This window comes from Trinickia sp. LjRoot230, assembly GCF_964253315.1.
Classification (GTDB): Bacteria; Pseudomonadota; Gammaproteobacteria; order Burkholderiales; family Burkholderiaceae; genus Trinickia.
This window is the reverse complement of record NZ_CAXUQX020000002.1, coordinates 1,392,200-1,404,173: the sequence shown is the minus strand read 5'-3', so window position 1 is coordinate 1,404,173 and position 11,974 is coordinate 1,392,200. Positions and strand designations below refer to the sequence as shown.

General features: G+C 60.4%; 12 protein-coding genes. 5 read left to right on the top strand and 7 right to left on the bottom strand.

Features of this window, described 5'->3' with window-relative positions; genetic code table 11:
* The first annotated feature begins 142 nt into the window (after positions 1-142).
* Positions 143-1,411 (top strand): MFS transporter, encoded by a 1,269-nt coding sequence (locus ACSQ20_RS25305; protein WP_436025338.1) that lies wholly within the window; start codon positions 143-145, stop codon positions 1,409-1,411.
* A gap of 9 nt (positions 1,412-1,420) precedes the next feature.
* On the opposite strand, the gene ACSQ20_RS25300 is transcribed toward ACSQ20_RS25305, so the two are convergent.
* The gene (locus ACSQ20_RS25300; RefSeq protein ID WP_436025336.1) at positions 1,421-1,855 is read right to left on the bottom strand and encodes a hypothetical protein; all 435 of its coding nucleotides are present in this window, start codon (positions 1,853-1,855) and stop codon (positions 1,421-1,423) included.
* Between the two features lie 151 nt (positions 1,856-2,006).
* Between ACSQ20_RS25300 and ACSQ20_RS25295 the strand changes: the two genes are divergently transcribed.
* Positions 2,007-2,603 (top strand): hypothetical protein, encoded by a 597-nt coding sequence (locus ACSQ20_RS25295; protein ID WP_436025334.1) that lies wholly within the window; start codon positions 2,007-2,009, stop codon positions 2,601-2,603.
* 70 nt (positions 2,604-2,673) lie between these two features.
* Here the strand turns inward: ACSQ20_RS25295 and ACSQ20_RS25290 are convergent, their stop codons facing one another.
* Positions 2,674-4,233 (bottom strand): methyl-accepting chemotaxis protein, encoded by a 1,560-nt coding sequence (locus ACSQ20_RS25290; protein WP_436025332.1) that lies wholly within the window; start codon positions 4,231-4,233, stop codon positions 2,674-2,676.
* A 264-nt stretch (positions 4,234-4,497) separates the two neighbouring features.
* Positions 4,498-5,001 carry an N-acetyltransferase family protein gene (locus ACSQ20_RS25285; RefSeq protein ID WP_436025330.1) on the bottom strand — a complete coding sequence of 168 codons (504 nt, stop codon included), beginning with the start codon at positions 4,999-5,001 and terminating at the stop codon, positions 4,498-4,500.
* Between the two features lie 103 nt (positions 5,002-5,104).
* On the opposite strand from ACSQ20_RS25285, the gene ACSQ20_RS25280 reads away from it, so the two are divergent.
* Positions 5,105-6,052, top strand: coding sequence for a LysR family transcriptional regulator (locus ACSQ20_RS25280; protein WP_436025328.1), 948 nt, complete (start codon positions 5,105-5,107; stop codon positions 6,050-6,052).
* 78 nt (positions 6,053-6,130) lie between these two features.
* Here ACSQ20_RS25280 and ACSQ20_RS25275 read toward each other — a convergent pair whose 3' ends face one another.
* The 3 genes from ACSQ20_RS25275 to ACSQ20_RS25265 all read right to left on the bottom strand — a co-directional run bounded on the left by ACSQ20_RS25275 (position 6,131) and on the right by ACSQ20_RS25265 (position 9,234).
* Positions 6,131-7,240, bottom strand: coding sequence for a Rieske 2Fe-2S domain-containing protein (locus ACSQ20_RS25275; RefSeq protein WP_436025326.1), 1,110 nt, complete (start codon positions 7,238-7,240; stop codon positions 6,131-6,133).
* A 489-nt stretch (positions 7,241-7,729) separates the two neighbouring features.
* Complete coding sequence (locus ACSQ20_RS25270) at positions 7,730-8,368, bottom strand: LysE family translocator (protein WP_436025324.1); 639 nt, start codon at positions 8,366-8,368, stop codon at positions 7,730-7,732.
* A 317-nt stretch (positions 8,369-8,685) separates the two neighbouring features.
* Entirely contained in the window at positions 8,686-9,234 is a 549-nt protein-coding gene (locus ACSQ20_RS25265; RefSeq protein ID WP_436025322.1) for a DUF1003 domain-containing protein, read from the bottom strand.
* 454 nt (positions 9,235-9,688) lie between these two features.
* On the opposite strand from ACSQ20_RS25265, the gene ACSQ20_RS25260 reads away from it, so the two are divergent.
* Positions 9,689-10,501: a class I SAM-dependent methyltransferase gene (locus tag ACSQ20_RS25260; protein WP_436025320.1), complete on the top strand. Its 813-nt coding sequence runs from the start codon at positions 9,689-9,691 to the stop codon at positions 10,499-10,501.
* 114 nt (positions 10,502-10,615) lie between these two features.
* Here the strand turns inward: ACSQ20_RS25260 and ACSQ20_RS25255 are convergent, their stop codons facing one another.
* A complete protein-coding gene (locus ACSQ20_RS25255) occupies positions 10,616-11,014 on the bottom strand; it encodes a type II toxin-antitoxin system VapC family toxin (protein WP_436025318.1) in 399 nt (132 codons plus the stop codon).
* Here ACSQ20_RS25255 and ACSQ20_RS25250 point away from each other — a divergent pair.
* Positions 11,008-11,904 (top strand): DMT family transporter, encoded by an 897-nt coding sequence (locus tag ACSQ20_RS25250; RefSeq protein WP_436025316.1) that lies wholly within the window; start codon positions 11,008-11,010, stop codon positions 11,902-11,904. The two genes, ACSQ20_RS25255 and ACSQ20_RS25250, sit on opposite strands and share 7 nt — an antisense overlap.
* The last annotated feature ends 70 nt before the right edge of the window (positions 11,905-11,974 follow it).

Here is an 11,974-nt window from a genome sequence, read left to right as displayed (position 1 = left end):
GCGATGAGGGCCCGCCTCAATGATTGATCGACGCAGGCGGTCATACGTTTAACGCATAACAAATGTTCGGTCAACGGTACTACCCGGCGTCTGCAAGGACCTTCACACTGCGACCTACTTCAACTCCACCTTGGGTCGCCAAATGTCCTGCGCTACCGATGTCGATACGTCGAATGAAATTTCAAATAGCTTTCACGCCGAATTGAAAGGCGCGACAGTTCCCTCCGGCCTCGTTCTCTTTCTCGCAGCCGCTGCGGGGCTCGGGGTTGCCCCGCTCTATTACAGCCAGCCCATGCTCGGCGTGCTCGGCGCAGGGATCGGCGCCACGCCACGCGCGGTCGGCCTCGTGCCGATGCTCACGCAACTGGGCTACGCGCTCGGGATTTTGCTGCTTGCACCGCTGGGCGACCGCTTCGATCGGCGTCGCGTAATCGTTGCAAAGGCAGCCGCGCTTAGTGCCTCGCTCGTTCTCGCAGCCATGGCGCCATCGATCGGACTGTTATTGATCGCGAGCCTCTTCATCGGCATGACGGCCACGCTCGCGCAAGACATCGTTCCAGCCGCCGCTACGCTCGCCCCTGAGACGCAGCGCGGCAAGACCATCGGCACCGTGATGACGGGCCTGCTGCTCGGCATTCTCCTTTCGCGCGTAGTCAGCGGATTCGTTGCCGAACACTTTGGATGGCGAGCCATGTTTGTTGTCGCGGCGCTCAGCGTGGCCGCCATCGGTGTAGCTGCGTTGCGGATGCTGCCGCGTTTCCTGCCGACGACGCAGCTCTCGTATGGTGCGCTGCTGCGCTCGCTTCACACGCTGTGGCAGCAACACGCCACGTTACGGCGTGCAATGGTGGCGCAGGCATTGGTGTCGGTCGGCTTCAGCGCATTCTGGTCGACGCTCGCTGTCATGCTGCACGGCGCGCCGTTCCATCTCGGCAGCGCGGCCGCAGGCGCGTTCGGCCTGGCAGGTGCTGCCGGTGCGCTGGCCGCACCGCTGGCGGGCCGGCTCGCCGATCGTCGCGGACCGGAACGCGTTGCGCTGCTGGGCGCCGGGCTCGCCGCTGTATCGTTCGCTGCGATGGCGTTTGCCCCGCTGCTCTCGCCGCACGCGCAACTCGTGCTGCTCGCTGTCTGTGCCATCGGTTTCGATCTTGGCGCACAAGTCACGCTGATCGCGCACCAGACGATCGTCTACGGCACCGATGCCGGCGCGCGCAGCCGACTCAACGCGGTGCTGTTCGTTGGTATGTTCATCGGCATGGCACTTGGCGCCGGCGCGGGCAGCCTGTTGTTTGCGCAATGGGGTTGGCCTGCGGTCACGGGGCTGGCCACCATGACGGCCATCGCCGCGCTCGCGGTGCGTCTGTGGCCTGGCGACCGGACTCAGACTCGCATTCGCACTTCGCAAAATTGATTAGGTATCCTAAATATCGCCGCGCGCGGGCGCGGGCGGCTGCGGGTTGTTTGCCGGATTGGTGTCGAACTTGTTGACGGCCTCAATGCCATGCTGACCGACGAGTGCAGATAGTTGCGCTTGCAACGAATCGGCTATCGCCTTCTCGTAGATCTGTTCGCCGTTCACATAGACGGTAAACGACCGCAGATATTTCGCTTTCTTCTGCGGATCGTCGATCGTATTTTTGGTCCAGCGGTACAACGGATAATGCTCGGGCCCGGCTTGTTCCGCTTGCGTCACGTAGTCGGCAAATGCGTCGTATTGACAAACGAGCGAGGCGCCATGCTCGCGCAGGATGCGCTGCAGTGCGCCATCACCGGCATCTGCCGTTTGTTCACGCAAGGCCTGAGCAATATTCTGCGAAACCGTGATCCGCACCTGAAACTGCCAAGGATCGCGCATGCGCCCTCCTGATTGGTTAGGTGTGCTAACGATTCGATTGCAAACGCGGCATCTCGCGAATTCGCTCTCGCCAACGCATGTTCGCTTCATCGCAATGATAAGCGGCCGAACACGGTAGCATCTGCCGAAATCAACGTTTTGGAGCGCATCGATGTTGAACGTCCAAGGACTCTATACGCCCGAGCCTCACACGACAGGCAGGACGGCCCGACGACCGGCGCACCATGCGGGCGTTGCAGAAGAAGGCAAGGCCGCCGCCGCGCCGACGCTTCCGCATCAACTGGATGGGGTACCGGAGCGCGGATTGGTCACGTCGACCAGCCACGCGTTCGCTTATACGCAGCAACCTTCGGATAACGCCCCGGTCAGCGATAAGACGGCGGCAATTCCAAGAAGCGATCTCGAGTACCTCTTGCAGCAAACGATGCCTGGCAACATGTTTGGATATCCTCCAGCCGCCGACGACGCATTGAACGCGATGATCTTCGAAGGCATGTCCATCGACCAGGCGCTGAAGCGGTTCGATCTAGCCGACAGCAGACAAGCGCGCCGTTTCCTCGAGAAAAAAATAGATCAAATTACACGAGCGGCGATATGCGATCTGAGACTGCCTAAAGACTGGTTCATCGCATACTTTGGCGTCACCGATGAGGTTGTGCTGGCACGCATCGAGAAGCTTGCAGACAACCCCGCACTTTTTCAACAAAATAGCGATCCCCGGCAAGCCCATGGGGGCGGTGATCGCTGACGGTCTGGTCGGGCACGCAGCAACAAAGGTGTCGCTATGTCACAAGCGCGGAAATCACCCGACCGAATGTTCAAGCCACCGACGCAGGAAGCCGGAAAATCTTGACGACATCGGAAAGCGTGCGCGCTTGTTCCTGCATTGACTGAGCTGCGGCAGCGGCCTGCTCGACCATGGCCGCGTTTTGCTGCGTGGTCTGATCCATCTGCGCAATCGCGATATTGACCTGCTCTATGCCGCGGCTTTGCTCTTCGGACGCCGAAGAGATCTCGCGAATAATTTCGCTCACGCGCTTGACGGACTGCACGAGCGAATCCATTTTCGTACCGGCCACGCCCACGAGCGTCTTGCCGTTTTGGACCCGACCGACAGAGTCCTCGATCAGTGATTTGATCTCCTTGGCGGCATCCGCACTGCGACGCGCCAAGTTGCGCACCTCACCCGCCACGACCGCAAACCCGCGCCCCTGCTCGCCAGCGCGCGCCGCTTCCACCGCCGCATTGAGCGCAAGAATGTTGGTCTGGAACGCGATGCTCTCGATGACCGCGATGATATCGACCACGCGTGTCGAACTGTCGGCAATGTTTTGCATCGTGGCAACCACCTGCTGCACCGCCTCGCCGCCCTCGCCCGCAATACGCGATGTGTCGGCCGCCATCTGATTGGCCTGCCGCGCGTTATCAGCGTTTTGCTTGACCGTGGCGGTCAGCTCTTCCATGCTGGCCGCCGTTTCCCCGAGCGACGCCGCCTGCTGCTCCGTGCGCGATGACAGATCGAGATTACCCGCCGCGATTTGCTGGACGGCTTCTTCGATCGTTTCCGTGCTGCCGCGAATGCGGCGAATCGCCTCGGCAAGACGTTGCTGCATTCGCTGCATGGCCACGAGCATGCTGTTGCCATCGCCCGATTGCACCGCGACGCGATGCGATAGATCGCCATCGGCAATCACCTGCGCGACCGTCGCCGCATAAGCGGGCTCTCCGCCCAAGCTGCGTTTGACGGTGCGGATGATCGTGACCAGCGCGACAGACCCAAGCGCGCCGATAATTAGGACTGCTACGAAATAACGTAGTAAATCGACACGAAAGGCGGCGTCGATATCGTTGATGTAAAGCCCCGAGATCAGATACCAATCCCAAGGCTCGAACCGTTTGACGAAGCTCAGCTTCGGCACGCGCTCTGTCTTGCCCGGCAATCGTGCCTTGTAATCGACGTAGCCCTGCCCGTTCGCCTGCGCCACCTTGATCATCTCGACAAACAGCAGCTTGCCATCGGGGTCGGCGTACTGGCTGACATCCTTGTTGCGCAAATCAGCAAGCGTGGGATGCATGAGCACGACCGGCTTCGCTGTCGTGATGATCAGATAGCCGTTGCCGGGATATCGCATAGCGGCGAGGCGCGCCATAGCTTGCTGCTTGGCCTCGTCTTCGGTAAGTACATGGCGCTGCGCCAGTTGCGCGTAATCGGCAACCACCCCGTTGGCTGCCGTGACGACGTTTTGAATCGCCGCCTTACGTTCAGCGAGCATGATGTCGCGCGTTTGCAGCGCGGCCCAGCCGCCGAGAAACAACAGGCCAATCCACGTGACGACTAAGGCCAGCCACAGCTTGGCGTTAAGACTGAGACGGTTCACATTTCCCTCACAAAGCAAGCGATGCGGCGTCAATCGCCGCAGGACATTTCCTGTCACCGAGGTATAACGGCATCGCGCCGTGCGTTCTTGAGCAGGGAAATCCCGAGCGTTCGCCCGCCGGCCCGCATGCTTACGGACTGCGTGACCGTCGTCCGCAGCTTAGTCGACCGAAGTCCGATCCGAAGCGGGCCTCAGAGAGAGTCTGGTAAGAGAATGTATGAGGGCCGCGCGCTTGAACGGCAACGGGCGTGGTGAGGTCGTGGCTCAGTCCGAAACGATCGAATGCGATGGCGATAACGCTAGCGTTCGAATCGCGTCCCCCTCAATCCGATATCGGATCCATTCGTCTTGTGGCTTTGCTCCAAGAGATTGATAGAAAGCGATAGCCCGCTCGTTCCAGTCAAGCACGCTCCACTCAAAGCGGCCGCACCCATTTTTCAGAGCAATGCCCGCGAGATGCTGCAATAAGAGCTTTCCCGCGCCCTGACCGCGCGCATCGGACGAGACGTACAGGTCTTCCAGATAAAGACCCGATTTCGCCTGCCACGTTGAATACGAGAAGAAGTACACGGCAAAGCCAACCGGTTTACCGTCGAGATCGCACACTAACGCCTTCGAATGCGAATGTGCTCCGAATAGAGAAGATGCGATGGTTTCCGTAGTCGCGGCAACCTGATCCTCCGCCTTCTCGTAGACGGCGAGTTCGGTAATGAATCGCAAGATGAGCGTCGCGTCGTCAGCGGTGGCGTTGCGGACAGTGAGTGCCATAAGCGTGATCGAATTCCAGATGAGCATTAGGGAAACAGGCCCACGATGGTAGTCGAAGACGGATCTGCATATACTGCATTTTGCTCATTATGGATTGAATATTATGCATCGCGATCTGCGCAGGCTCGATCTGAACCTGCTGCTGGTATTTGACGCGCTGGTGCGTCACCGGTCGGTGACGATGGCTGCGAACGAGCTGGCAATGAGCGCGTCGGCGCTAAGTCATGCGCTCGCGCGACTGCGTGATGCGCTCGCCGATGAATTATTTGTGCGCATCGGCAATGAAATGCGCCCGACGGCCGCCGCCGAAAGGATGATGCGTCCGGTCGGCGAAGCACTTGATTTGCTGCACGCAGGGCTTGCACCGATTCGGCAGTTCGATCCCGTCGGCAGTGAACGTGCCTTTATTTTTGCTGCCACCGACTACACCGCGTTTGCGATCCTTCCTGCATTTATCGCGAAGATGCAGAAGGTAGCGCCGAAACTGCGGTTCAAAGTGGTGTCTTCACGTGGCCGGGAATCCGCAGAGGAACTTGCCTCGGGCCGCATCGACTTCGCGTTCGGCTATGAAGAGGAAGCATTGCCGTTGCCAGCAGGAGTTGAAAGCTCCGACTGGTTTTCGGACGACTATGTGGTGATCGCGAGTCGACAGCATTCGTCGATCCGGCGCAAAGTTAGCATGGCACAGTATCTCGCTGCCCAGCATGTGGTGGTCACGCCGTGGGACGATTCTCGCGGCTCTATCGACCTCGTGCTCGATCGACTGGGCGTCGCCCGGAAAGTGACAGTGCAGTTACCGACCGTTCTCGTCGCGCCGTTCATTGTTGCCCACTCCAGTTTGCTCATGACTGTGCCGCGCCACGCCGCGCTGGTCCTGCGCGATGCCGCGCCGGTCACGATTTATCCGACGCCTTTCGCCGCACCTCGCTACACGCTGAAAATCTACCAACATACGCGGCACGCGGGCACACCGGCGCACATGTGGATACGCGATCAGCTACTTCGCTCTGCGCCAGTTGCGAAGTCGCGTGGTGGCACCAGTCAGGCCTAGCTGCAGCGCAATAGCGAGATGAACAGCACACAACACGTGCCAGCCGCTGATCGACGCGTTTGCGGCGCGGCTTCGCCATCAGGCCGTGTCGCCCACCTCGCGGATCGGGATTACGGTGCGGCCGCCGCAGTTGCGCAACAGGTCTCGCAATTCGTTGATGACCGGGAACACCTCGTGGTTCCGGTCAGCACCCTGCTTGTCGTGGGCCTCTTGCTCGCGCTCGACGATCCAGCGGTCCTCCTTGAAGATGCGTTCCGTGAACCAGACCAGCAGCGGCCATGCCAGGTCCAGTGCAAACGGGATGCCAGGCCTGCGGATGGAAAGCAGCCCAAATGTCCGGTTGGTGCGCTGCGCCGCATCCAGCGGCACGTAGACGATCCACAGGTCCATCACTAACGTGCCGGCGCCGGAGCGGATCTGGAGAGTCTGGTACGGATAGCTGGTGCGCACCGTCATTACGTCCTTGGCGTCCCGGTCGCCGTTCTTCTTGCTGGCGCCAAACACCAGCGCCTCGCCCACAGGCTGCTTGCCTTCCATGCGCGAGAACGTGTAGTCCACTTCTACCCAACCCTCGCCGCGACGGCGGCCCAGCGAGCGCGCACGCATCTGCCCCATCTGCCGCCGGTGCAGGAACTGATGGTTCATGTCCATCAGGTTTTCGTGCAAAAAGGAGTAGTGGCACTTGACCTCGCGGCCAAAGCGGCGCGTCTTGTACGCCTTGTCCGCCACCGATGGCAGGGCGGGCAGCGGCCGCGCTTTGGCAAGCCCCGCATCGCCGGGGAAGACAAAGATCAGGCCGTGCACCTCGCGGCACGGATAAGCACGCACGCCGTTAGGCAGGTGCTCACGCCCGAGGTATGGCACATCGACGCAGCGGCCGGTGCAGTCATAAGTCCAGCCGTGATAGCAGCAGCGGATGGACTCGCCTTGCACCACGCCCGCGTGCAGCGGCACCTGTCGGTGTGCGCAACGATCTTCGAGTGCGAATATCGTACCGGACTCGGTACGCACCAGCACGATCGGATCGCCGGCAAATTGCACCCCGACGGCTTTGCCCCGCCTGACCTCGCTCGACCAGGCTAGTGGATACCAGTGATCGGGATGGATGGGTACACGGCGCAGGTCGCGGACGGGCGCGCTTGCGGGCGAATCGATGGCACTGCTATCCGGCAAAGGCACTGCGTGCATGCGTGACGCCTCCTTGCATAACGGGAGCTTCGACAACCGCCACAAGCGGCAGCATTAGCGAACGGGGATCTGGCGAAGTTTACGCGAAGTCGGGCGATTCACCGAAATCTCGTTCTTTCTTTGGTGTGCTTGACATTTAAGCGTGAAGGTCATCGCCCGATGCAGCCGCCCGTAGCCGATCCACTGCGGCCTTTCGACTCAAGTAAGGCCAATGTCAGTTTCCAAAGCATAAGGGTCATTTGTCAACGATATAACGCAGTAATCGTTGTCGGCAATAAGGGATGCGAAATGTCGCCAACGACGTTCCATGATCACAGTCAGTACGACTCCCTCCGAGGGGGAAATGCCGTGCTTCACCCGCAAGTAAGAAATGAACGCACAAAATCGATCGGGCCGTGTTGGCGGCGCAGTCCGCCGCGTCGCCGCGTGCAGAGCACGCCGGTAATGACATATTGCCGCAGCAACCGGAGAAGACAGTCGCTGCGTCGATCAGATGCCGACTTTGTGCGCGGCCAGTATCAGCCGCAATCCGAGTGCCGCAATGGCGCCGGCCGCGATCCGGTCGACCCATGCCTTCGCTTTCAGATAGAGGTCGCGCGGACGCTTGCTCGAAAAGCAGAGCGCTACGGCCGTATACCAACCGGCTTCGATCGCGAATACCGCCGGCGGCAGCGCGAAGTAACACCACAGCGGCGGGTGTTGCGGCAGCAGCGCAGCAAAAATACTGCCGTAGTAGACGGCCGTTTTCGGGTTGCTGAGTTGCGTGCTGAGACCGATCCAGAAGGACTTCCGGGCCGTCTGACCTACGCCGCGCGGGTTGTTGTCGACGGCGAGCGGCGTGGCCGCACCGCGCCACATTTTCGACGCGAGATAGATCAGATAGAGACCACCCGCGACCTTCAGGCCGATATAAAGCCACTCGACAGACGCGAGCAGCGTGTACAGCCCAAGAAGAGCGATGCCGCTAAAAAACACGCCGCCGATGCCCATGCCGAGTGCTGCCGCGAGACCGTCGTGACGTGACAGGCCGATCGAGTTGCGTGCGACGATCACGAAGCTCGGGCCTGGGCTCATCGCACCGATCAGCAGCGCGGTGAGAATAGCGGCAATGGCAGCGGACGGGGACATGGTGTTTTCCGTTGATGGGATAATTTTGAGGCCGACCCAGAATCAGGGCCGTTCCAGGTGCCCGCGGAGCTATTCCAACGGAATTGCTACGAGGCTGCGGCTTCGGATGGATCGTTTGCGCCACCAGAAGGTTAGCACGGGGTGGTGAAGCAGTGCGGCAGAGAGTTACGCATTCGAAGTGTCGGATAAGGTGATGGCCGCGCTGAGCCCGACGAAGATCGGCTCAGAACGTCTCGGAGCGGCCTCTCGCCCCCTCGATTGAACGCTCACCAACGCCAACATTAACTGTTACCTTGATGGACAGAGCGCTGTAGTATTTATGGTTGTGAGCCTTTTTGCACGAGCTTCTGGTGCAACTCGGCGGTCAGCGTTTCGACACGCTCGGTTAATTTCTGGGTAAGTTCGGTCAGATCAGTATTCCTCTGCAACAACTCCAGCAATTGAGCCGCGTTTTGGGCGGCAATCGCCTGCCGCTGCTCGTTAGCGATAGCAAGAGCTTCCCTGTGTTGCGCGTCAGCTTCGGCGTGTGCGTTGTCTCGCGCTGCCTGTCGCGTCTGAGCAAGCAAAATAAGCGGCGCGGCATAAGCTGCTTGGAGACTGAATGCCAGATTAAGGAGAATGAATGGGTAAACGTCGAATTTCGTGAAACCGAGGGCGTTCACCCCGATCCAGATGGCGACGACTACCGTCTGTGTTCCTAAAAAAAGAGGCGTCCCAAAAAAACGCGCGAAGGCTTCGGCCTTGAGCGCGAACCTGTCATTGCCAAACGCCGTGGCAAGGTGTGCGTGAGGCCGGTGGAAGCGAAAGTGATCAACGTTCGGAACGTCGAACGGAGCGGCGGTGGAGCCGGAATTTGGTGTTTTCATACGTTCCCCAAGTGCGTAATCGTTCGAAACCAGACCGCAACGACGTCTGCGGCGTCATACCGAGGGAGATAGGATGCAACGAACAACGGGCCTGTCGCCAGACGATTCCTCACGGCGGTGCAGTGCGACGTGGGAACAAGCAGAGTGTAGTGCCCGTTCGGGGTTGCGTGAATGCCCGCTGACTGTTGGTTTCTGCCATAACTGGACGCACAACGAACATACGACGGCTGCGATTGCAGCTCACTAGCAGCCATGCAGCATAACGGCGGCGACAGCGTTGCGACCATGGCAAGCATGTTGGAAGAGATCGCTGAACGACGTTGACGAGGCCGGCATGCGCAGCAACCATAAAGCGTGGCTGCCGATGCCTCAGTAGGCCGAGGGCTCGTTGGAGTGGCTTGGTCCGCTCTGGAAAGCGGGCAAGGGTGCCATTACGAGATTTCAAGGGGGAGCTATGACTGAGCGCGATAAGGTGTTTGCGGGCTCGATCCCGAAGTCCTACGACACGCTGATGGTCCCTCTGATATTCGAGGCCTATGCCGCCGACATGGCGGAGCTTGTCGCGGCCTCCTTGCCCGACTCGGTGCTTGAAACGGCAGCCGGCAGCGGCGTGCTCACGCGGGCGCTTGCACCAAAGCTCCGCGCTGGCGCACGCTACGTGGTGACTGACCTCAGCCAGCACATGCTCGACTATGCCGCCACCAGGCAGGGGGCCGATAGCCGTATCGAATGGAGGCAGGCGGATGCGCTCGACCTGCCGTTCGAAGACGGATCATTCGACGTCGTTTGCTGCCAGTTCGGCGCGATGTTTTTTCCCAACCGGGTCGTCGGCTACGCTGAGGCGCGTCGCATGCTGAGACCGGGCGGGCGCTTTGTTTTCAGTGTCTGGGACCGCATCGAAGAGAACGCCTTTGCCGACACCGTCACCAATGCCCTCGCCACCGTGTTTGCGCACGACCCTCCGAGATTCCTCGCCCGCACACCGCACGGCTATCACGAAATCGCACTGATCCGAGAGGACTTGAGGCGCGCAGGGTTCGCAGACATCGAGATCAAGACACAGGAAAAAGTGAGTTGCGCGACCTCGGCGCGCGACGCTGCAATCGCTTATTGCCTGGGAACGCCGCTGCGCAACGAAATCGAGGGGCGCGCCCCCGAACTGCTTCAGCTCGCCGTGGACTGTGCTACGGAGGCGATTGCCAGTCGCCATGGCGAAGGCCCGGTGGCCGGTAAGATTCAGGCGCATGTGATCGTGGCGACACGATAGTCGATGGAATCGGACGTCGTCCTCTTCGTACGTCGCTACTCGGCGCATCATCTCACCACCGACAAGCTGAGACGCGGTCCGTGGAAGCGCTCCAGTTCCCGCGTTCCTGCCGCGCTACCAAATGGTATTGACGTGCTTGTAGGCTCGAATCTTCTCGTCCCGAGTCACCAGCGGTACAGCTAGCTTTCGCGCGGTCGCCACGATCATGCGATCGGCCGGAACCTTATGAAACTCGCCCGGCAAATCTACGACAGCAGAGACGGTCGTAAGCCAGCTTGCGACGTCCATCGACAGAACAAGCATTTCGCGCTCGACGAGCATCGCGATTTCCCAAGCGGCGATCGCCGACACAACGATCTGCCCGCTACCCAGCTCCCGCTCGAACGGCGAGGAACCACGGAACCACAGAGCCCCGACGAGACCCCTCCCAGGGAAGGCGGCCGAAATCAAACGCGCAAACCGGATACCCATAAAATGAGCACAAGTCGCCAGAAGGAGGTCGCTCGATGCCACAACGCCCCGATTCAGCAACTGCCGCGCCCGCTTGGCTTGTGGGCGCGCCCGCGCTTTTTCTGCTGCTATGGTCGAGCGGATTCGTTTTTCTGAAGCTCGGCTTGCGCGATGCCGATCCGCTCACGTTCCTCGCGCTGCGCTATGCCATCGTGGTCGCCCTGCTCGCGGGGCTGTCGCTGTGGTTCAAACCTGAGTTTCCCCGCACCGCCGCGGCCTGGCTGCACGTTGGGATGGTTGGGTTACTGTTGCAGGCAGGCTACTTCGCCTTTACCTACCTGAGCCTCAAATACGGCATGTCGGCTGGAGCCGCGGCGCTAATTACGTCGCAGCAGCCTATTCTGATCGGGCTGTTGGCACCGGCCATTGCGGGCGAGCGCGTCGGCGTGATTCGCTGGGTCGGGCTGGCGCTCGGCGTCACGGGCGCGGCGATCGTCATTCTCGCCAAATCATCCATTGAGATCTCATCGGCCCGGGCGCTCGTCTTCGCTGTTCTGGCACTGCTCTCGATGACGGGCAGCACGCTTTGGGAAAAACGCTTCGGCACAGCAACGCATCCTCTCTCGGCAAGCCTCGTTCAATACGGAGTCGCGCTGCTCATTACAGCGCCGCTTGCCTATCTTCTCGAGCCGATGCGCGTGCACTGGACGCTCGGCCTCGCCGGCTCGCTGGCCTATCTCGTCGTCGGTAACTCGCTGTTGGCCATCTATCTGCTGTTGACGATGATCCGCTTCGGCGAAGCATCGCGCGTGTCGGCGCTATTTTTTCTCGTACCGCCCGTCACTGCCGTCATCGCGCTCGTCGCCCTTGGCGAAGCGCTCCCACCGGTTGCGTGGGTCGGGATGGTATTGGCAGCCATCGGCGTGTACCTCGTTGCGCGCTTGCAGAAATAAATGAGCGAACAACGCGTATCTAATGATTAGTTGTCCTAATTGGACCCACCCTGCACCTATCAAAACGACG

What these genes read in the sequence shown, in the direction of transcription:
- ACSQ20_RS25300 (WP_436025336.1), bottom strand. Translation starts at nt 1,855, where the DNA reads ATGCGCGATCCTTGGCAGTTTCAGGTGCGGATCACGGTTTCGCAGAAT.
- ACSQ20_RS25285 (WP_436025330.1), bottom strand. Translation starts at nt 5,001, where the DNA reads ATGGCACTCACTGTCCGCAACGCCACCGCTGACGACGCGACGCTCATC.
- ACSQ20_RS25305 (WP_436025338.1), top strand. Translation starts at nt 143, where the DNA reads ATGTCCTGCGCTACCGATGTCGATACGTCGAATGAAATTTCAAATAGC.
- ACSQ20_RS25250 (WP_436025316.1), top strand. Translation starts at nt 11,008, where the DNA reads ATGCCACAACGCCCCGATTCAGCAACTGCCGCGCCCGCTTGGCTTGTG.
- ACSQ20_RS25270 (WP_436025324.1), bottom strand. Translation starts at nt 8,368, where the DNA reads ATGTCCCCGTCCGCTGCCATTGCCGCTATTCTCACCGCGCTGCTGATC.
- ACSQ20_RS25265 (WP_436025322.1), bottom strand. Translation starts at nt 9,234, where the DNA reads ATGAAAACACCAAATTCCGGCTCCACCGCCGCTCCGTTCGACGTTCCG.
- ACSQ20_RS25260 (WP_436025320.1), top strand. Translation starts at nt 9,689, where the DNA reads ATGACTGAGCGCGATAAGGTGTTTGCGGGCTCGATCCCGAAGTCCTAC.
- ACSQ20_RS25280 (WP_436025328.1), top strand. Translation starts at nt 5,105, where the DNA reads ATGCATCGCGATCTGCGCAGGCTCGATCTGAACCTGCTGCTGGTATTT.
- ACSQ20_RS25275 (WP_436025326.1), bottom strand. Translation starts at nt 7,240, where the DNA reads ATGCACGCAGTGCCTTTGCCGGATAGCAGTGCCATCGATTCGCCCGCA.
- ACSQ20_RS25295 (WP_436025334.1), top strand. Translation starts at nt 2,007, where the DNA reads ATGTTGAACGTCCAAGGACTCTATACGCCCGAGCCTCACACGACAGGC.